We start from the raw sequence: 20,044 nt of genomic DNA on the forward strand, positions 1-20,044 counted from the left end.
ATTCGAACAACTCCTTTTCCTATTTAGACAAGCTCTTTAATACGTATGCGATCGTTCCCAATAATATTTTCATATGTTTCGCGTTCTACAACTACTTGCGATGTTCCGCCTTTTGCAAAGACAACGGCTGGTCTTCGAATCCGATTGTAATTATTCGCCATCGAGTACCCGTATGCTCCTGTACAGGAAACTGCTAGTAAATCAGAAGCAGCGACTTTCGGTAAATGAATATCCCAAATCAACATGTCTCCACTCTCACAGCATTTCCCGGCAATCGAAACGAGTTCCTCATTCTCATCATTCGCTCGATTCGCTAACATCGCTTCATAACGCGCATTATATAAAGCAGGTCTTAAATTATCTGTCATTCCACCATCGACTGATACATATTTCCGAATACCAGGAATATCTTTCACAGATCCAACTGTATAAATTGTTGTCCCAGCATCACCTACAATGCTACGGCCTGGCTCAATCCATATTTCTGGCAATGGATATTCACATACAGTAAATTGTTCTCTCACTGCACTTGTTACAGCTCGCACATATGTCTCAAGAGTTAATGGTGTATCTGACTCTGTGTAACGTATTCCAAATCCCCCGCCTACATTTAACACTTTTACTACATAGTTTGTTTGCTCTCTCACTTCTTCTAAAAATTGGCGAAGAACTTCAATTGCTCGAACAAAACCAGCTGTTTCAAATATTTGCGACCCAATATGTGAATGGATCCCTAGCACATTATAATTGGATTTTTGTAAAGCCAATCCAATTGCCTGCATTGCTTGACCATTTGAAACACCAAATCCAAATTTCGAATCATCTTGACCTGTTGTAATATATTCATGTGTGTGCGCCTCTACTCCAGGCGTTACACGAATTAATATGTTCACAAATTTCCCATGTTGCATCGCTAAATCGTGTAAAACTTCTAATTCAAAGAAATTATCTACGACAAAACAACCGATATTCGCCTGAAGAGCCATCACTACTTCTTCTTCTGTTTTATTATTTCCATGAAAATGAATACGTGATGCCGGAAATCCTGCTTGGAGCGCAGTATATAATTCTCCCCCAGAAACAACGTCTAATGACATATTCTCTTCACGAGCTACTCGGCACATCTCCATGCACAAGAACGCCTTGCTTGCATATGCTACTTGATAAAAGAAACCACTTTCTTTAAAAGCACGATGAAATGCTCGGCATTTTCCTCGAATAGACTCTTCATCGTATACATAAAGTGGTGTTCCGTATTGCTTTGCTAGCTGCGTCGTATCGCACCCTCCAATTTCTAAGTGTCCTTGCCCATTAATTCGGCTTGTGCCGTGTAAATACATTTAAATTCCTCCCTTATTTCCTCTAAAACTCATAACCCCAATCTTCTATTCATTGCAGCACGCTTTTAGATAGACAAAAAACGCGCGGAACAATGTTCACACGCGTTTCTTATTAGGAAAAATATATATTGAAAAAATAAACGAGTTGTTATCTCCTCAAAATAAGAAACCGCATCAACATCTCCAAATAGCTCTCCATAAAATAAATCTTATGACAGTACTACATTTATTCAATGCAGTCCCAATATATGAATAAGATGGTTATTCTTATATTTCGGCAATAGTCCCTTTCAACCTATGATCACAGATTCCATTAAATCTCCCATAGCTTACTCTTTCCTATCGCGGCCTCTACCTTTGAGAGTAGATGAGGTAAGTCTATTTAATTTTCAAACATCTAATTGTTGCTATTAACAATACCAAAGGACCATTTTATTTGTCAAACAATTTTTTATATTGTTTTTTTACAGTTTAGTTTCGTATCATTTGGTAAGCGCTTTACTGAAATCTTTGTCACTTCCCATTCGCCTTCTTCGTTATTAAATGTAATCGTTACCTTCTCAAATGGTGGAGCAATTTTCCCAGCAACACGTTCATACTTTGTCACTTCAATACTTGCTTGAAATAAATATGTACCGCTATACACTTTTTTTAAACTAATAATTTTAGGACATTGATAAGGTTTCAAACTTCCATATTGTTTTTCAATTGCTTTATTTATTTTTGGAAATAAAACAGAATAAAGTGCATCTTCCATAAGAGGTGCATCATATTGGGCTACCGACACACTCGGTGAAGTAAAAAGTATAACACTACTGCATGCTATAAAATATAATAATTTTCGCATTATAACCTCCGTATTATCACGCGATTCTTTCTGCGTACGATAATTATCATACATAGAAATTCTGTTTTATTGTCTCCCACCACTCTTTTTCTACTCGATTATTATAAAAAAGCCCACAACCTTCTTTTATTTTCGTATAATGATACTCATAGTATAATAATCATAATAACAAAGGACTGTTCGTATATATAAAATGAGTCGTTAAGCAAACTGACTCACAAGAACTGTCATGCTTTTTAGGAGAGGAGTATATTATGCTACAACATCTGTTTCCAAAACTGCGATTTGCACTCGTTGCAGTCGTTTTACTATGGATTAAAACATATATTGTGTACAAGCTAGCATTTGATATTAAAATTGATAATTTCTTTGAAGAATTCATGCTTTTTATCAATCCACTAGCTGCGTTACTTTTATTTTTCGGCTTAGCTTTACTTGCATCTAAGCACCGAAACCGAATTATAATTGGAATCAGTTTTATACTGTCATTTATTTTATTTGGAAACGCAATGTTTTATGGGTTCTATAACGATTTCGTTACTTTCCCGATTTTATTCCAAACAAACAATATGGCTGATTTAGGGACAAGTATAAAAGAACTCTTTACGTACAAAACATTACTTTTATTTGCAGATGCAATTATTTTAATGTTTATTTCACGTAAATTCCCATCATTTGGCGACAAAACACCACTTTCCCGCTCAGAGAAGCGAACTTTCTTTAGCGGTGTAACAGCTTTATTAGCACTACAAATTGTTGTATCAGTTATTTATAAACCACAAATGTTCTCGCGCTCATTTGACCGTCAAACTGTCGTGAAGAATTTAGGTTTATACACATACCATCTATTTGACATTACGCTTCAATCCAAGTCTTCAGCTGAGCGTGTATTTGCAAGTGGGGATGGGTTTTCTGAAATTAAAAACTATACAGACTCAAAAGACAAACAAGTTGATAAGAACTTATTTGGAGCTGCAAAAGGTAAAAATGTAATTTTAATTTCAATGGAATCTACACAAAACTTTGTTATTAATAAAAAAATAAATGGAAAAGAAATTACACCATTTTTAAATGAATTTATTAAGGATAGTTTCTATTTCGATAACTTCTATCATCAAACTGGACAAGGCAAAACTTCTGATGCTGAATTTATCGTTGAAAACTCACTTTATCCACTAGATCGTGGTTCTGTATTCTTTACTCATGCAACAAATGAATACACAGCGACACCAGAACAATTAAAGAAATACGGATATTCTTCTGCCGTCTTCCATTCAAACGATAAAACGTTTTGGAATCGGGATGTAATGTATCCTGCGCTTGGATATGATCGTTATTTTAATTTAAATGATTACGCAGGAACGGAGCAAATGTCTGTCGGTTGGGGATTAAAAGATAAAGAGTTCTTTGAACAATCTATTCCAAAGTTAAAATCTTTACCGCAACCGTTCTATACAAAATTTATTACATTAACAAATCATTTTCCGTTTCTTCTAAATCCGGAAGATCAATATGTTGATGAATTCAACTCGGAAAGTGGTGTTGTAAACCGCTACTTCCCAACTGTTCGTTACACAGATGAAGCTCTTAAATTATTTATTCAACAATTAAAAGAAGAAGGATTATATGATAATTCCGTTATTGTCATTTATGGTGATCATTACGGTATTTCCGAAAACCATAACGCAGCTATGGCACAGTTCCTAGGAAAAGATACTATTACACCATTCGATTCTATGCAATTACAACGAGTCCCTCTTATTATTCATGTGCCTGGCCAAGAAGGAAAAGTTGTTTCTAAAGTATCCGGTCAAATTGATATTAAGCCAACGCTCCTTCATTTACTTGGTATTAAAACAAATAAATCCGTTGAATTTGGAACTGACTTATTTATTAAAGAGAAAGACCCGCTTATGGTAATGCGTGATGGTAGCTTTGTTTCTGAAGAGTATGTTTATACAAAAAATATGTGCTACAAAAGAAGTACGGGTGAAGAAGCTGACATGACGTTATGTCAGCCGTATATTGAAAAAGCAAAAACAGAATTAAAACTCTCCGATAAATTAATTTATGGAGATTTATTACGCTTCGATCCTAATAATCGATATAAAACCGGAACGATGACAACGAAATTTGAATAGTAAAGGAAGCAACTTTATACAAGTTGCTTCCTCTTTTTATTTTCACTTAATTTTCGAACCATCCTTCTATGAAATCTTTCACAAATTGGTAATTTCTTTCGTATGAGGAATAAATTTATGGTATGATAAAATAAGTAAACTTTCATACACTAATTAAGAATTTATTACAGAAAGCAAGGGATCAGATTTTGTATAGAGCAGCTATTCCAAACTTATTTACGCTCGGAAATTTATATAGCGGATTTTTATCAATCGGCTATGCATCTTTAGGATATTATAAATCAGCTGCTATTTTAGTACTTATCGGGATGATGTTAGATAGTCTTGATGGTCGTGTTGCTCGTTTATTACGTGTTGATTCACAAATGGGAAAAGAGCTCGACTCGCTTGCAGATGTCGTAACATTTGGTGCAGCACCAGCTGTTTTAATGTATTACACATCTTTCTCAAACTACGGAATCATCGGATTATACATAGCGGGATTATTCCCTCTTTTCGGAGCATATCGTTTAGCACGATTTAATGTAACACCATCTTCTACTTCAATGAAATATTTCACTGGAGTACCGATTACAGCAGCGGGAGGGCTTGTTGCTTTCTTAACATTATTTTCACATACCATTCCAAAAATCGTTCTTATTACCGTATTTGTAACGTTCGCATTTTTAATGGTGAGCCGCATTCGTATCCCAAGTTTAAAAGATGTACCAATTCCACGATATAGCATCATTATTACACTATTTTTAGTTGGAATCATTATTACAATGTATCAAACAGGATTTGGAAATTTTTCTGTTTTCTTATTCATTGCCATTCCACTATATATTTTGTACATGTTATCTCAATTCATTAGACAAAGACCGTCTAAAAAAGCGAATAAAGAAAAATAAGAAAACCTTCCGAGTCCGGAAGGTTTCTTTTTATTTTGTAACTAATACCTTTTGATTTACAGGTGTTACTGGCTCTTCGCCGTTTAATACAGCTAAAATATTTCTGACAGCCATTTCAGCCATCGCATCACGAGTTTCAAATGTTGCATTCCCTACGTGTGGAGCAAGTACTACATTCTTTAATTCTTTTAGCTCTTCTGTAATTTTCGGTTCAAATTCAAACACGTCAAGAGCTGCTCCTTCAATTTCATTCGTTTTTAATGCATGAGCAAGTGCTGCTTCATTCATAATTGGTCCACGTGAAGCATTTACAATATACGCTGTTTTCTTCATCATTTTAAACTGCTCTTCATCAATCATATGATGTAATTTCGGATTATAAGCACAGTTAATTGTAATAAAGTCTGCTGTTTGTAATAATTCTTCCAACGTCACATACGTTGCTCCCAGTTCACTTTCAGCTTCAAGCTTACGATTTGGCCCTGTATATAAAACATCCATTCCAAATGCTTTCGCACGTTTTGCAACAGCCTTCCCGATTTCTCCAAGACCTATAATTCCGATTGTCTTACCATGGACTTCTCGTCCTAAGAAAAATAACGGTGCCCATCCGTTAAATCCAGTCGTACGACATAACGTATCCCCTTCAGGAATTCTACGCGCCGCTGCTAAAAGAAGTGCAAATGTTAATTCTGCAGTCGCTTCCGTTGATACTTTCGGTGTATTCGTAACTGCAATTCCTTTTTCGCCCGCATACGTGTAATCAATATTGTCGTAACCAGCCCCATAGTTTGCAACAATCTTTAAATGAGGCGCTGCATCAATAACTTCTTTTGGCACCTTTGTCGAAAGTAAACTTAACAATGCATCTTTATCTTTTACACGCTCTGTTAATTCATCTATAGAAATTAACTCCTCTTTATTGTACATTTCTACATTATGATCTTTTAATAGTTCTAATCCAATTTCCGGAATTTTTCCCGCTACTAATATTTTTGCCACTACTAACACCTCTTCTATAGAAAATAAGACATCTCTTATATTTCATTGTAAGAAATCCACATATAAAAACCAAGGAATTTGATTATAGTTTTGAAAATCGACACTTTTCCATGAAAAAAGAGGAGATGCAACTCTCCCCTCTTCTTACGCTTTTTCCTGCGATTCTTTTCCGAGCTTCACATCAATAGTTCCTTCTGCAACCGTATCGCTAATTTGCTCCTCAATAACCGATTGAGATGCAGCATTCGTTTCAGAAGTATAAGCTTGTTGCTGTGCACCTTGTACATTTTGTTTGTTTTGTTGTTTCGCCATTTCTTACCCTCCTTTTCATTCTTTCTTATTTTGAACAAAAAGGACAGTTTTCATCAAAAAATTGCGTTTCATTTTGAATTTGTTACTTCTTCTTCAAGCGACCTCATTACTCTTGCTCGCTTCGTAAATGTTGCAACCTGAGTAACACCGTGAGCTCGTAATGTTTGTATATTTTCTTGTACATAATTCCCTAAATCATTTGGGTAATGGGCATCCGAAGAAATCGTAATTGGAACACCATACTTAGCTAATACTTGTAAATATAGTGGACTTGGGCACATTTCACGAACAGGATAACGATAGTATAATCCTGCATTTATTTCTGTTGCCGTATTCGTTTCTACTAATGCACAGGCAATTTCCTCATAATAAGAAAGCTGTTCATTCTCATCCAATCGATAATTAAATACCTTTATATTATCAAGATGAGCGATAATATCAAATAACTCGGTACGAATCGCACTCTCAACTGTTTTAAAAAACATATCATATAATGCGCGTAGGTCATGCACCTCAAAATATTCCTTCGTATCTGGATTATCAAACCCCCAGCCATTTAGAAAATGAACGGAACCAATTACATAATCAAAGTCTCCTAGCGCTAATAATTCTTTTAACTCTCCTTCACAACCAATAAAATAATCCGCTTCAATTCCAAGTTTAAGTGTGACACCTCTTTTCCCCCATCGTTCTTTCGCCTCTTCAATTGCCTTTGTAAAATCATACAGTGAAACTACCCTTACTTGATCTAACCATTCTTTCTGTATACGACCGAGCTTAGAATCACTAATATCTACATATTTTTCATAATATCCTTTTGCTTCATGAAAACGATATAGATGATCAACAATTCCCACTTCTTTTATTCCTTTTCGCACAGCTTCTTCTAAATATAGATCTATCCATTCTGTTGTAAATGGCCCTTCCTTCACACGCTTTTGCAAACGCTCTTGTGTTTTCATAAGCCAATCAATAGAATGTCTTTCTTGAAGCGGTTCATAACATTCCAACGCTTCATTTATTTTAGCAAGCCATCCTATTGAATACGGTCCTTCTTCTAAGTGAAGATGATAATCTACTTTCATATACATTCCCCCTTATAATGTATCTATTTCCCTTCTATCCCCAACTCTCGAAAGCTTTCCATTTCGTTCTTTCACCTCTCGCATCACATCTTCCAATGCAATATTTTTTTCAGCTAATAAAACGAAACAGTGATAAAATACATCAACCATTTCTTTCACTACTTCTTCTTTATCATTATTTTTACATGCGATAATTACTTCAGCACACTCTTCACCAATCTTCTTTAAAATTTTATCTTCTCCTTTTGAAAATAAATAATTTGTATACGATTCAGGAAGTGGGCTTCCCTTTCGTTCTTCAATTGTTTTATACAGCAACTTAAAGGCATTTTCCATATGTATCCCCCTATATAATTTGATAGTGAAAACATGTCTTCTCTCCCGTATGACAAGCAGGTCCTACTTGTTTCACATTCACAACAATTGAATCTTGATCACAATCTAAATATAAAGATTGCACATATTGAACATTCCCTGATGTTTCCCCCTTATTCCATAACGACTGCCTCGAACGAGAATAAAACCATGTTCTTTTCGTCTCTAACGTTTTTTTATATGCTTCTTCATTCATATAAGCTAGCATTAAAACGTCTTTCGTACCTTCTTCGATGACAATTGCCGGTATTAATCCTTTTGAAAAATTAGGTTTCATAACCGCACCTCAATATTTGCATCTCTTAATTTTCGCTTTACACTCTGCACTGTCGCCTCACCATAATGAAAGATGGATGCCGCTAACGCTGCATCAACCGTTGTCTTTTGAAAAACTTCTATAATATGATTCGTATGACCACAGCCTCCTGATGCGATGACTGGAATAGAAACACTTTTTGAAATTTCTTCTGTTAAACGAAGGTCATATCCGCTTTTCGTTCCATCTGCATCCATACTCGTTAACAAAATTTCACCTGCCCCAAGTTTAACAACACGCTTCGCCCATTCTATGGCATCCATTCCTGTGTCAACTCTTCCGCCGTTGACATATACGTTCCATTTACCTTCTGCTACTTTTCTAGCATCAATTGCCACGACAATACATTGTGACCCAAAGTGTTCTGCCCCTTCTTCTATTAACTTCGAGTTTCGCACTGCCGCTGAGTTTATTGAAACTTTGTCTGCCCCAGCTCTTAGTAAATTGTACATATCTTTCACACTTGATATCCCCCCGCCAACCGTAAGAGGAATAAATACTTTTGCTGCTGTTTTTTCTACAACATCTATAATCGTTTTTCTTCCTTCATGAGTCGCCGTAATATCTAAAAATACGATTTCATCTGCCCCTGCCTCGTTATATGCTTCAGCTATTTCAACCGGATCACCGACATCTTGTAATCCTATAAAATTTACACCCTTTACGACTCGCCCTTCTTTCACATCTAGACATGGAATAATTCGTTTCGCTAACATAACTTCGTTACCTGTAATACTTCTTCTAAATCAATCGTTTTCTCGTAAAGCGCCTTTCCAATTATGACACCATATATATTCATATCATTTAACTTTTTCACATCTTGAATAGATGCCACTCCTCCAGAAGCGATGAGACGAATGCCTACACTTTTTTGAAGTATCGCTAATTGTTCAAAATTTGGACCTGCAAGCGTCCCGTCTTTCGAAATGTCTGTAAACACAATCGTTTGAACACCTAAACTTTCCATTTGTTTCGCTAAACTAACGTAAGAAATTTCAGATAGATCAAGCCAACCTCTCGTTGCTACGAAACCATTTTTCGCATCAATTCCAACAATGATTTTCTCTTTATATAGACGAACTGCTTCCTCTAAAAATGACTTATCATAAAGAGCTGCTGTTCCTAAAATCACTTTTTCTACACCTGCTGACAATAACTTCTCCACCGTTACAAGTGAACGAATTCCTCCTCCCACTTGCACAGGAATACGTACCGCCTTGCAGATTTTTTCAATGACGGGCAAATTTAAAGACTCGCCAGCAATTGCACCGTCTAAATCAACAATGTGTAGTATTTCCGCTCCAAGCTTTTCAAATATGATCGCCTGCGCTACTGGATCTTCATTCATCACCGTTTCTTTACTAAACTCTCCTTGATAAAGTCTAACGCATCGTCCTTCTTTTAAATCGATAGCTGGGAAGATTTCCATGCTTCTACCACCCCTTGAAAATTTTTTAATATTTGCATGCCAATTTCGCCACTTTTTTCTGGATGAAACTGTGCACCAAATACATTTCCTTTCGCGACAAACCCTGGTACTTGCATTCCATAATCACTTACTCCGCATACAATTTCATCTGGACAATCCGCGTAATATGAGTGAACATAATACACGAAAGAACCATCCACTAATCCATTCCAAAGCGGAAATTCTCTTTCCTTCCTTAATTCATTCCATCCCATATGAGGAATTTTATACGAAACTTTTAACTTACGAATTTCCCCTGGTAGTAAACCTAACCCGCTACAATCTTTTAGTTCCTCACTTCGTTCAAATAAAAGCTGCATGCCCAAACATATACCGAGGAGTGGTTTTCCTATATCACAAACCTCTTTTAGTACACACACTAAATCTCTTTCTTCTAATACGTCCATCGCTTTCGGAAATGCACCTACTCCCGGTAAAATCACGCCATCGCTTCTCAATATCTCTTTTTTATCACTCGTTACAATGTACTCTGCGCCAATATATTTTAATGCTTGCTCTACACTGCGAATATTCCCCATTCCATAATCTATAATGGCAATCAATTACAACATTCCTTTCGTTGAATTTACACCAGTAATGTTGGCATTTTTTTCGACCGCTTCTCTAAGCGCTCTACCAAAAGCTTTAAATAATGCTTCAATTTTGTGATGTGTATTACTTCCGTATAGAACGCGCGCATGTAATGTAATATTGGCAGCATGTGCAACTGCTCTAAAAAATTCTTCCGTCAATTCTGTATCAAAATCCCCGAGCTTCGGATTTGTTAATTCCCCTTGAAATACACAATATGAGCGTCCACTTATATCAATTGCGACAAATCCTAAAGATTCATCCATCGGTACATACGCAGAACCGTAACGATTAATTCCCTCTTTGTTTTGCAATGCTTCTTTCAAGCAATTTCCGAGTACAATTCCAACATCTTCAACGGTGTGATGTGCATCGACAAATACATCACCTTCTGCTTCAACCTGCAATCCAAATCTTCCATGTCTAGCAAATAAAGTAAGCATATGATCGAAAAAACCAACTCCTGTTTGAATAGATACATTTGTACTTTCATCAAGCTGCAAATTTAATTTAATTTTTGTTTCTGTCGTCTCACGTGCTTGACTGGACTGACGCATTATTTTTCCTCCTCAAACCTTATTTGGATTGCTCTCGCATGTGCATGTAACCCTTCTTTATTTGCAAGCTCTACAATATGATGCTGTACATTTTTTAATGCTTCCTCCGTATAAGAAATAAAACTTGATTTTTTCACGAAATCATCGACTGATAACGGAGAAAAAAATCTTGCCGTTCCGCTCGTTGGTAATACATGATTCGGTCCCGCTAAATAATCCCCGAGCGGTTCAGGTGAATATGGCCCAAGGAAAATAGAGCCTGCATGTTTCACATAATCTAGAGCATTCATTGGTTCTTTTATATGTAACTCTAAATGTTCTGGAGCAATTTCATTTGATAACTTTAGCGCCTCCTCTAAAGAAGGAACGATAAAGATGGCTCCATTTCTATTTATTGATTCACGTGCAATTTCACTTCTTGGTAACGTTTCTAACTGTCTTTCTACCTCTTTTTCTACTTCTTTAGCTAGTTCCATATTCGTTGTAATACAAATCGCCGTTGCTCTCTCATCATGCTCTGCTTGCGATAATAAATCCGCTGCGATATATTTTGCATTACCTGTTTCATCCGCGACAACTACAATTTCTGATGGACCAGCAATCATATCGATATTTACTATTCCGTATACTTCTCGTTTCGCTAGAGCGACGTACAAATTTCCCGGTCCAACTATTTTATCCACTTTCGGAATCGATTCCGTCCCGTATGCTAAAGCAGCAATTGCTTGTGCGCCACCTATCGTATAAATTTCATCTACTCCCGCAAGATCTGCAGCAGCTAATATATGTGGATCAATTCCTCCTTTCCTCGGCGGTGTTACCATTACAATCTTTTTCACACCTGCGAGTTTCGCCGGCAATACATTCATTAATACTGAAGAAGGATATGAGGCTGTCCCACCCGGTACATATACACCTACATTTTCTAACGGCCGAATGAGTTGCCCTCTAATTATCCCTTTACTTTCACAATCGAATATTGAGTGCTTCTTTTGCTTTTCGTGATACGAAACAACGTTTTTCTTCGCCTCTTTTAAAGCTTCTAAAAATGAATTCTCTACAAACATACTCGCTTGCTGTATTTCTTCTTCACTTACACGAAAATTTTTCATCTCTACACCATCAAACTTTTTTGTATAGAAAGATAAAGCCTCATCTTTCCCTTCCCTTACATGTCTAATGATTTCTCTTACACTTCTTTGAACAGTTTCTTCTATTATATTAGCGTTTTCTCTTAGCACTTTTATTTTAGATAATGCCTCCTTAAATTCTTCATAAATGATTTCCATTTTAAATCCTCCTATTTCCCTGATAAGATTTCTTGCTCCATCATATTTATAATGCTGAATATTTCGTCTTTTTTAGTTTTTAAGGCTGCCTTATTTACAATCATCCGAGCCGATATAAAGTACATTTCCTCAAATACAATGAGTCCATTCTCTTGTAATGTTTTTCCTGTTTCAACAATATCTACAATCGCATCTGCCAATCCAAGAAGAGGAGCGATTTCTACAGAACCTTCTATCTTAATAATTTCTACATCCTCTCCCTTATCATGAAAATAAGTAGAAGTAATATGGGGGTATTTCGTAGCGATTCTTTTCTTCCGGTAACTCTTCGGATTATACGTAGGAATAGAAGCAACACAAAACTTACAAATTCCCACTCCTAAATCCAGCATTTCATAAATATCTTTCTCGTTTTCCATTAAAATATCTTTTCCAACGATGCCAATATCAGCTACCCCATGTTCTACATAAGTAGCAACATCAACCGCTTTTACTAAAATAAATGAAACATTTGTATTTTTACTTTGAAATACAAGCTTCCGACCTTTATTTTTGAGCTCGGAACAATCAATTCCAATCTGCTCAAAAAGTGGAATGACATGTTTTTCTAATCTTCCTTTCGTTAACGCAATTTGAATGTTACGCATGAAGCCTCTCCTTCTTTCTGGACTACCCATTTCTCATTCCATACATATTCCACTAAGTATTCATTCTTTGCCTCAACGACCGTTCCTATTTTATTTTTTCTTGCAAATTGAAAGGTATCGCTTAAATTAGAGAATAGAGATAACCAAGCATTTTTCCCATCCTTTCGAAGTAAATTTCGTAACCTTTCTGCTTCCGCTAATCTATTTAACTCATAATGAATCACAATATCAATTTGATTTCGTTCATATGGTTCTTGCTGCTCTTGCAGCGCCTTCACAATTTGATTTACTTGTACCGCGAGTCCAACAGCTGGCAGCATTTCTCCAAAATTCCCAATTAGCTCATCGTATCTTCCGCCACTAACGATTTCTTCTCCAATTTCATATATATATCCTTTGAAAATAACACCCGTATAGTAATCTAAGTGTTGAATCATGCCCAAATCAATTGATATGTAAGAACCATATCCTAACGTTTCAATTGTTTCATACATTTCTTTTACTCTTGCAATTGCCATTTTCATTTCATTACTTGAAGCAAGCTTTTCTGCCTCCTCAATAACTTCTAAATTTCCAAATAGCCTTGGTAATTTCTCAAGTAATCTTACTGTCTCATCGCATCGATCTAATTTCTTTTCTCCGATAAAATTTGAGAGGGCAGCATAATTTTTACTTTCTATATACGTTCTAAGTACTCTTTCTTCTTCATCATGGATGGAGAGCTTTTTTACAATACATTTATATAACTGTACTTGCCCAATCTCAATTGTAAAAGATTGCACATTCAACTTTTGAAGTGCTTGAATGACACTTATTACACATTCAATTTCAGCTCTTACATTATCAATCCCGATAACTTCAATACCACTTTGTACGATTTCATTATATTTTCCAGAATGGGATTCATTCGCTCGAAATACATTCCCGCTATACGTCACTTTAAGTGGCGTATCCCATCTCTGTGTTCCAATCACTCTTGCTAAAGGAATTGTCATATCTGGACGTAAAACGATAATCCTTCCCTTTTCATCAAAAAATTTATACATCTTCTCTTCATCTATCGGTCTATTTTGAAATGCAAAAACATCATAAAATTCAATTGTAGGTGTTCTTATTTCCTCATAACCTCTCTCTAAAAAAGTAAGCCTTAATTTTTGCTCCACTTCTTCAATTAACGTACATTCTTCGAATAAATAATCTCTCGTTCCATTCGGGTTTGCTCGTTTCCATTTTGTCATCTAAATTTTCACACCTTTCCCCTTCTAATGTATGCCTATTTCATTCCCCTAAGCCGAAAATAAAAAGAGCCTTGTAGACAAAATACCTACAAGGCTCTTCAGTAGAGTGTAGGTACAACGGGAATAACCCTTGTACCTACACGTTTTCACGCTAGGTTCAAGGGTTTCATGTATGATGATGTAGTTGTGTAAGCATTGTAATAGATTTTATTGTATTCATAATACTTACTCCCTTTCTCCTCTGATTTTCACATAGTATATAACAGTTAATTTTGAATGTAAATACATTTTTAATATTCCGTCACTTTTTTAATGTAAAGCCACTTTTCTTTCATACTCTTTTATTTCTTGTTCATATTGCATTGTAATACTAATTTCATCTAAACCATTCAATAACTTCTCTTTCCACATTTTCTCGATTGTAAAATGGAATCTATGCATATTCGTTATAATTATTTCATTTTCTAAATCAACTGTAATTTGTTCCCTCGCATCTGTTTTTGCAAGTTGTTCACGCATATCTTTATCCATTACAATCGGTAACATGCCATTCTTCATACAATTCATATAAAAGATATCGGCAAATCCTCCAGCGATAATAACGCGGAAACCATAATCAGCAAGTGCCCATGGAGCATGTTCTCTAGACGAGCCACATCCAAAATTATCACCTGTGATTAATATGCTGGCTCCTTTTCTTTCTTGTGCATTAAGCGGGAAATTAGGGTTTTCTTGGCGATTATTATCATATCGCCACTCATCAAATAAAAACTTCCCAAACCCAGTTCTTTCAATTCTCTTTAAATATTGCTTCGGAATAATTTGATCCGTATCAATGTTATCATTCATCAGTACTGCGGCAGTACCTTTATGAATACGAAATGGCTCCATCATAACTCTCCTTTCTAATATCAACAAAATGACCATATAACGCAGCTGCTGCCGCCATTGCCGGGCTAACTAAATGCGTTCGTGCTCCCTTTCCTTGTCTTCCTTCAAAATTGCGATTGGACGTAGAGGCACAATGTTCTCCTTCAGGCACTTGATCTGGATTCATACCTAGACACATTGAGCATCCGGGCTCTCTCCATTCAAATCCAGCTTCTTCAAATATGCGATGTAATCCTTTATGCATCGCTGCTTCTCTTACCCTTTGAGATCCAGGTACAACAAGTGCTCGCACACCTTCTTTTACTTTTTTACCTTTCACGACAGATGCAGCAATTTCTAAGTCAGAAAGCCTGGAATTTGTACAAGATCCAATGAAAACATGTTGAACTGGAATGTCATACGTACTTTGTCCGGGACTCAATCCCATATAAGAAAACGCTCTTTCATCATTTGCATCATGCTTTTCTGGCAATTTCTCATCGATCCGAACACCCATACTAGGATTTGTTCCCCACGTAACGTACGGCGCTAAATTCGTAACATCTACTAGAATATGTAAATCATAAACTGCATCTAAATCTGTATAAAGTTCTGACCATTTTTCCTTAATAGATTCATAGTCTTTCGGTGCATATTTACGCCCTTTTACGTAAGCAAACGTTTTTTCATCTGGTGCAATAATGCCAGCCTTTGCTCCCCCTTCAATTGCCATATTGCAAAGCGTCATCCTCTCTTCCATATCCATAGCATGAATGGCCTCTCCGTAAAATTCCATTACGTAACCTGTTCCAACTGCTACTCCGTACTTTGAAAGAAGGTGTAAAATAATATCTTTCGCATAGACACCTTGCGGTAACTTTCCTTTTAACTCAATGCCCATCGCTTTCGGCTTTCGTTGCCATAACGTTTGCGTTGCCAATACATGTTCCACTTCACTCGTACCAATACCAAACGCTAGTGCGCCAAAAGCACCGTGTGTTGCTGTATGACTATCACCACAAACAATCGTTTTTCCTGGCTGTGTGAGTCCAAGTTCTGGTCCTATTACATGAACGATCCCTTGCTCTTCATCTCCGATATCCGCTAATGGCACCTGAAATTGTTTACAGTTTTGCCGAAGTGTATCTAGTTGCTGCTTCGCAATGCGGTCGGTAATATTCCAAACATCTTTCGTTGGAATATTATGATCCATCGTTGCAAATGTTAAATCTGGTCTGCGGACTGTTCGATTTGTAAGCCGCAAGCCTTCAAAGGCTTGCGGTGACGTTACTTCATGAACAAGATGTAGATCGATATATAATAAATCCAATCCATTTTCATTAGTCGCAACTACATGTCTTTCCCAAAGCTTATCTAGTAACCTTTTTCCCATTATCTTCCTCTCCCTACTAACGCTTGCTCTTCCATTTCTTGAATAACTGCCTTTGTAAATGAAGTTGTCGTTTCAGTCCCCCCGATATCTGCTGTACATTTCCCTGATTTAAGGACTGCAGAAACTGCTTCTTCAATTGCATCTCCTTCTCTCGTTAATCCGAACGATTGCCCAAGCATCATTGCAACAGAACGCATCATCGCAATTGGATTCGCCTTATTTTTCCCCGCAATATCCGGTGCTGATCCGTGAATAGGCTCATATAATGAAGGTCCCTTTTCAGCGTGACTTGCTGATGGAAGCATTCCTAATGATCCAGCTAATACTGAAGCCTCATCACTTAAAATATCACCAAATAAATTTTCCGTTACAATAACGTCAAATCTTCCTGGATTCCGAATTAATTCCATAGCTGCTGCATCTACTAAAATGTGTTCTACTTCCACATTTGGGTAGCGAAGTGCTACTTCTTCTGTCACAGTTCTCCATAATTTACTAGACTCTAAAACATTCGCTTTATCAATAGATGTTACTTTTTTCTTCCGCTTATTTGCTAATTGAAAAGCATACGAAACGATACGTTCAATTTCATGGCGATGATACGTAAGTGTATCTGTCGCCACTTCTTCCGTTCGCTCTTTCGGATAAGAAAAATAAATTCCGCCTGTTAATTCACGAACGACAACGAAATCAATTTCATCAGCGTTTTTTAATGGTGATAAATGTGCAGTTGCACTTTCTACCGTTACAGGGCGAACATTCGCAAATACACCGAGTCCTTTTCTTAATGCTAATAATCCTTTCTCAGGCCTTTCTTTCGCACTATCCCACCTTGGTCCACCTACTGCGCCAAGTAAAACCGCATCACTCGCTAAACAGGCGGCAAGTGTTCGCTGTGGTAATGGTTGCCCAGTTAAATCGATAGCAATACCACCAAAGTACTCATCTTGCAAATGAAAATGATGTCCATATAGCCTTTCTACCATATGCAATACTTCCTTCGCACTCTCCATTACTTCTGGACCGACACCATCACCAGCTAAACAAACGATACGTTTTTCCATTTTTAACACTCCTTTTAACTGAATTTTCAGAACTTTAATTTGATAGGTGAGGAAAGCTTCTCTCACCTATCAATTATTTATTTCACAAGCGCTATAAGAGATTTTAATTTCCCTGCTGCATGGACATAAGCCCTCGCCGACGCTTCCAATACGTCTTGCGCAACTCCGAAACCTGATATTTGGTGACTACCTTCTTTTAATTCAACATGAACGTGAGCAAGTGCATCTTGACCTTGTGTAATAGATTGTATGCGATAATCTGCCAATTCACATTCTAATCCTAAAATTCTTTGAATCGCATTGTATATCGCTTCAATACTACCAGAACCAGTGGCTGCATCTTCATATACATTTCCTTCCTCATCCTTCAGCACAACTGTTGCGCATTGTGTACTATTTGATACGAAATGCACTTGTAATTGCGTAATGTTATATTGCTGGGCTGCAAATGCTGCTTCACCAAGCATAATTGCGCGTAAATCTTCCTCAGTAATTTCCTTTTTACGATCCGCCAGTTTTTTAAATGCTTCGAATGCCGCATCTCGCTCTTCATTTGTAAATTCATAACCAAGCTCTTTCATTTTTTCCGTAAACGCATGACGGCCAGAATGTTTCCCAAGTACAAAGAGATTTTGAGATTCTCCTATAAGCGCTGGTTCGATAATTTCATAAGTTGTTACTTCTTTTAAAACCCCATCTTGGTGGATGCCTGATTCATGAGCAAATGCATTCGCTCCAACGATTGCTTTATTTTTCGGTACAACCATACCCGTTAACCTGCTTACTAATGTACTCGTCGCCTTAATTTCTTTTAAAGTCATCGAAGGTTCTGCTTTATAAAAATCTTTTCTAATATGAAGAGCTACTGCAACTTCTTCTAACGCTGCATTCCCTGCTCTTTCTCCAATGCCATTAATCGTTCCTTCTACTTGCACTGCTCCCCCTTCAACCGCAGCTAACGAATTTGCTACCGCCATACCAAGATCATCGTGACAATGACAAGAAAAAATCGCTTTTTCATATGATGGAACGGATTCTTGTAAGTATTTAAAAAGAGAATAATACTCTTCCGGATTTGTATATCCAACTGTATCCGGAATATTAATTACATTCGCTCCTGCTCGAATCGCAATTTCTACTGCTTCAGCTAAAAATGCTCTCGATGTTCTTGTCGCATCTTCTGCAGAAAATTGTACTGTCGGAAATAATGATTTTCCGAGCGTAACCGAGCGATGAATACTATTTAACACATCTTCTTTTGACATACAAAGTTTATATTTCATATGAATATCACTCGTAGCTAGAAATACGTGTAGACGAGGAGATACAGCGCCTCTCACAGCTTCATATGCTCTTCGAATGTCACTTTCTTTCGCTCTAGCTAAACTCATAACCGTAGCGTTTTGAATTGTATTCGCGATGCGTTTTACCGATTGGAAGTCACCTTCGGAAGCTGCCGCGAATCCAGCTTCCATTACATGAATACCAAGCCTCTCTAATTGCCTAGCAATTTGTAACTTCTCTTGTTCATTTAAATTTACTCCTGGTGATTGTTCGCCATCACGAAGCGTTGTATCCATGAACAAAATCTGCTTCATATTATTTAATCCCTACCTTTACTCGCGGCTGTACGAAAGGCATCATTTCACGTAATTTACGTCCTACTACTTCGATTTCATGTTCATTCTCTTTCTCATTTGTCGCGTGGAAATTTGGTCTTCCTGCTTTATGCTCTGCAATCCAGCCTCTTGCAAATGTACCATCTTGAATTTCTGCTAATACTGCCCCCATCGCTTTCTTCGTATCTTCAGTCACAACGCGTGGTCCTGATACGAAGTCTCCCCACTGCGCTGTATCTGAAACTGAATATCTCATATTTTCAAGTCCACCTTCATACATAAGGTCAACGATTAGCTTCAGTTCATGTAAACATTCAAAATATGCAAGTTCAGGCTGGTATCCCGCATCAACTAACGTTTCAAATCCTGCTTTTACAAGTGCAGTTACTCCGCCGCAGAGTACAGCTTGCTCTCCAAATAAATCTGTTTCTGTTTCTTCTTTAAACGTCGTTTCTAATACACCAGCTCTCGTTGCTCCAATTCCGTCAGCATAAGAAAGTGCTTTTTCAGTCGCAACTCCTGTTGCATCTTGATATACTGCAAATAATGCAGGAACAGCCCCTCCCTCGGCGAACGTACGGCGTACGAGATGCCCCGGTCCTTTTGGCGCTACTAGAAATACATCTACATTCGCTGGTGGTTTTACTTGATCAAAGTGAACATTAAATCCATGTGCGAACACGAGAGAGTTTCCAGCCTGTAAATTTGGTGCAATTTCAGCTTCATATACTTCTGGTTGTAATTCATCAGGTAATAGAATCATTACTACATCAGCTTTTTCCGCTGCTTCTGCTACTGTATATACAGAAAACCCATCTTCATTCGCTTTATCCCAAGACTTACCTTTTCTTAAACCTACTACTACATCAAATCCGTTATCACGTAAATTTTGCGCATGCGCATGACCTTGCGAGCCATATCCGATGATTGCTACTTTCTTTTCCTTTAATACATTTACTGTTACATCTTTCTCATAATAAACTTTTGCCATTTTCATTTC

21 protein-coding genes and 1 riboswitch are annotated in these 20,044 nt (G+C 37.1%); of the genes, 2 read left to right on the top strand and 19 right to left on the bottom strand.

Annotated features, from left to right (window positions below; translation table 11 throughout):
• Positions 1-23: 23 nt before the first annotated feature.
• Positions 24-1,340 (bottom strand): diaminopimelate decarboxylase, encoded by a 1,317-nt coding sequence (lysA, locus tag IQ781_RS08380; protein WP_139847258.1) that lies wholly within the window; start codon positions 1,338-1,340, stop codon positions 24-26.
• Between the two features lie 180 nt (positions 1,341-1,520).
• Positions 1,521-1,702: riboswitch (Lysine riboswitch) on the bottom strand.
• Between the two features lie 89 nt (positions 1,703-1,791).
• Positions 1,792-2,187 (bottom strand): DUF3888 domain-containing protein, encoded by a 396-nt coding sequence (locus IQ781_RS08385; RefSeq protein ID WP_001228823.1) that lies wholly within the window; start codon positions 2,185-2,187, stop codon positions 1,792-1,794.
• A 254-nt stretch (positions 2,188-2,441) separates the two neighbouring features.
• Here IQ781_RS08385 and IQ781_RS08390 point away from each other — a divergent pair, with 254 nt between their 5' ends.
• Together IQ781_RS08390 and pssA are read left to right on the top strand one after the other, a co-directional pair.
• A complete protein-coding gene (locus IQ781_RS08390) occupies positions 2,442-4,328 on the top strand; it encodes an LTA synthase family protein (protein ID WP_242808283.1) in 1,887 nt (628 codons plus the stop codon).
• Between the two features lie 188 nt (positions 4,329-4,516).
• Positions 4,517-5,218, top strand: a complete 702-nt coding sequence (pssA, locus tag IQ781_RS08395; protein ID WP_000285417.1) for a CDP-diacylglycerol--serine O-phosphatidyltransferase — start codon at positions 4,517-4,519, stop codon at positions 5,216-5,218.
• A gap of 30 nt (positions 5,219-5,248) precedes the next feature.
• On the opposite strand, the gene IQ781_RS08400 is transcribed toward pssA, so the two are convergent.
• From IQ781_RS08400 to ilvC, 17 genes are all read right to left on the bottom strand, one after another.
• A complete protein-coding gene (locus IQ781_RS08400) occupies positions 5,249-6,220 on the bottom strand; it encodes an NAD(P)-dependent oxidoreductase (protein WP_001062858.1) in 972 nt (323 codons plus the stop codon).
• Between the two features lie 144 nt (positions 6,221-6,364).
• On the bottom strand, positions 6,365-6,532 hold the full coding sequence (locus IQ781_RS08405) for a YozQ family protein (RefSeq protein WP_001118878.1): 168 nt from the start codon (positions 6,530-6,532) through the stop codon (positions 6,365-6,367).
• 68 nt (positions 6,533-6,600) lie between these two features.
• On the bottom strand, positions 6,601-7,617 hold the full coding sequence (locus tag IQ781_RS08410) for a histidinol phosphate phosphatase domain-containing protein (protein WP_000861836.1): 1,017 nt from the start codon (positions 7,615-7,617) through the stop codon (positions 6,601-6,603).
• A 12-nt stretch (positions 7,618-7,629) separates the two neighbouring features.
• Complete coding sequence (hisE, locus tag IQ781_RS08415; RefSeq protein ID WP_000426358.1) at positions 7,630-7,953, bottom strand: phosphoribosyl-ATP diphosphatase; 324 nt, start codon at positions 7,951-7,953, stop codon at positions 7,630-7,632.
• Positions 7,954-7,963: 10 nt separating this feature from the next.
• A complete protein-coding gene (gene hisI, locus IQ781_RS08420) occupies positions 7,964-8,269 on the bottom strand; it encodes a phosphoribosyl-AMP cyclohydrolase (RefSeq protein WP_000803956.1) in 306 nt (101 codons plus the stop codon).
• Positions 8,266-9,024, bottom strand: coding sequence for an imidazole glycerol phosphate synthase subunit HisF (hisF, locus tag IQ781_RS08425; protein WP_000880111.1), 759 nt, complete (start codon positions 9,022-9,024; stop codon positions 8,266-8,268). Before hisF ends, hisI begins: the two co-directional genes overlap by 4 nt.
• Positions 9,018-9,737: a 1-(5-phosphoribosyl)-5-[(5-phosphoribosylamino)methylideneamino]imidazole-4-carboxamide isomerase gene (hisA, locus tag IQ781_RS08430; RefSeq protein ID WP_000402298.1), complete on the bottom strand. Its 720-nt coding sequence runs from the start codon at positions 9,735-9,737 to the stop codon at positions 9,018-9,020. Before hisA ends, hisF begins: the two co-directional genes overlap by 7 nt.
• Entirely contained in the window at positions 9,710-10,339 is a 630-nt protein-coding gene (gene hisH, locus IQ781_RS08435; RefSeq protein ID WP_000560360.1) for an imidazole glycerol phosphate synthase subunit HisH, read from the bottom strand. Before hisH ends, hisA begins: the two co-directional genes overlap by 28 nt.
• Positions 10,340-10,924 carry an imidazoleglycerol-phosphate dehydratase HisB gene (gene hisB / locus IQ781_RS08440; RefSeq protein WP_001249949.1) on the bottom strand — a complete coding sequence of 195 codons (585 nt, stop codon included), beginning with the start codon at positions 10,922-10,924 and terminating at the stop codon, positions 10,340-10,342.
• Entirely contained in the window at positions 10,924-12,213 is a 1,290-nt protein-coding gene (gene hisD, locus IQ781_RS08445; protein WP_000402933.1) for a histidinol dehydrogenase, read from the bottom strand. The genes hisB and hisD overlap by 1 nt, the downstream gene beginning before the upstream one ends.
• An 11-nt stretch (positions 12,214-12,224) precedes the next feature.
• Complete coding sequence (hisG, locus tag IQ781_RS08450) at positions 12,225-12,860, bottom strand: ATP phosphoribosyltransferase (protein ID WP_001244493.1); 636 nt, start codon at positions 12,858-12,860, stop codon at positions 12,225-12,227.
• A complete protein-coding gene (locus IQ781_RS08455; RefSeq protein WP_000170300.1) occupies positions 12,836-14,098 on the bottom strand; it encodes an ATP phosphoribosyltransferase regulatory subunit in 1,263 nt (420 codons plus the stop codon). The genes hisG and IQ781_RS08455 overlap by 25 nt, the downstream gene beginning before the upstream one ends.
• A gap of 309 nt (positions 14,099-14,407) precedes the next feature.
• Complete coding sequence (gene leuD / locus IQ781_RS08460) at positions 14,408-14,989, bottom strand: 3-isopropylmalate dehydratase small subunit (RefSeq protein WP_000433187.1); 582 nt, start codon at positions 14,987-14,989, stop codon at positions 14,408-14,410.
• The gene (gene leuC, locus IQ781_RS08465) at positions 14,967-16,361 is read right to left on the bottom strand and encodes a 3-isopropylmalate dehydratase large subunit (RefSeq protein ID WP_063220220.1); all 1,395 of its coding nucleotides are present in this window, start codon (positions 16,359-16,361) and stop codon (positions 14,967-14,969) included. The genes leuD and leuC overlap by 23 nt, the downstream gene beginning before the upstream one ends.
• Entirely contained in the window at positions 16,361-17,425 is a 1,065-nt protein-coding gene (leuB, locus tag IQ781_RS08470) for a 3-isopropylmalate dehydrogenase (RefSeq protein WP_000415363.1), read from the bottom strand. Before leuB ends, leuC begins: the two co-directional genes overlap by 1 nt.
• Positions 17,426-17,502: 77 nt before the next feature.
• A complete protein-coding gene (leuA, locus tag IQ781_RS08475) occupies positions 17,503-19,023 on the bottom strand; it encodes a 2-isopropylmalate synthase (RefSeq protein WP_000809600.1) in 1,521 nt (506 codons plus the stop codon).
• Between the two features lies 1 nt (position 19,024).
• Complete coding sequence (ilvC, locus tag IQ781_RS08480) at positions 19,025-20,035, bottom strand: ketol-acid reductoisomerase (protein ID WP_001151740.1); 1,011 nt, start codon at positions 20,033-20,035, stop codon at positions 19,025-19,027.
• Positions 20,036-20,044: the final 9 nt, after the last annotated feature.

The organism is Bacillus sp. N447-1, assembly GCF_022701035.1.
GTDB classification, from domain to species: Bacteria; Bacillota; Bacilli; order Bacillales; family Bacillaceae_G; genus Bacillus_A; species Bacillus_A cereus.

Coding starts and splice junctions, on each gene's coding strand:
- lysA (WP_139847258.1), bottom strand. CDS start 1,340: ATGTATTTACACGGCACAAGCCGAATTAATGGGCAAGGACACTTAGAA.
- IQ781_RS08385 (WP_001228823.1), bottom strand. CDS start 2,187: ATGCGAAAATTATTATATTTTATAGCATGCAGTAGTGTTATACTTTTT.
- IQ781_RS08390 (WP_242808283.1), top strand. CDS start 2,442: ATGCTACAACATCTGTTTCCAAAACTGCGATTTGCACTCGTTGCAGTC.
- IQ781_RS08405 (WP_001118878.1), bottom strand. CDS start 6,532: ATGGCGAAACAACAAAACAAACAAAATGTACAAGGTGCACAGCAACAA.
- IQ781_RS08410 (WP_000861836.1), bottom strand. CDS start 7,617: ATGAAAGTAGATTATCATCTTCACTTAGAAGAAGGACCGTATTCAATA.
- hisE (WP_000426358.1), bottom strand. CDS start 7,953: ATGGAAAATGCCTTTAAGTTGCTGTATAAAACAATTGAAGAACGAAAG.
- hisI (WP_000803956.1), bottom strand. CDS start 8,269: ATGAAACCTAATTTTTCAAAAGGATTAATACCGGCAATTGTCATCGAA.
- hisF (WP_000880111.1), bottom strand. CDS start 9,024: ATGTTAGCGAAACGAATTATTCCATGTCTAGATGTGAAAGAAGGGCGA.
- hisA (WP_000402298.1), bottom strand. CDS start 9,737: ATGGAAATCTTCCCAGCTATCGATTTAAAAGAAGGACGATGCGTTAGA.
- hisB (WP_001249949.1), bottom strand. CDS start 10,924: ATGCGTCAGTCCAGTCAAGCACGTGAGACGACAGAAACAAAAATTAAA.
- hisD (WP_000402933.1), bottom strand. CDS start 12,213: ATGGAAATCATTTATGAAGAATTTAAGGAGGCATTATCTAAAATAAAA.
- hisG (WP_001244493.1), bottom strand. CDS start 12,860: ATGCGTAACATTCAAATTGCGTTAACGAAAGGAAGATTAGAAAAACAT.
- IQ781_RS08455 (WP_000170300.1), bottom strand. CDS start 14,098: ATGACAAAATGGAAACGAGCAAACCCGAATGGAACGAGAGATTATTTA.
- leuD (WP_000433187.1), bottom strand. CDS start 14,989: ATGGAGCCATTTCGTATTCATAAAGGTACTGCCGCAGTACTGATGAAT.
- leuC (WP_063220220.1), bottom strand. CDS start 16,361: ATGGGAAAAAGGTTACTAGATAAGCTTTGGGAAAGACATGTAGTTGCG.
- leuB (WP_000415363.1), bottom strand. CDS start 17,425: ATGGAAAAACGTATCGTTTGTTTAGCTGGTGATGGTGTCGGTCCAGAA.
- leuA (WP_000809600.1), bottom strand. CDS start 19,023: ATGAAGCAGATTTTGTTCATGGATACAACGCTTCGTGATGGCGAACAA.
- ilvC (WP_001151740.1), bottom strand. CDS start 20,035: ATGGCAAAAGTTTATTATGAGAAAGATGTAACAGTAAATGTATTAAAG.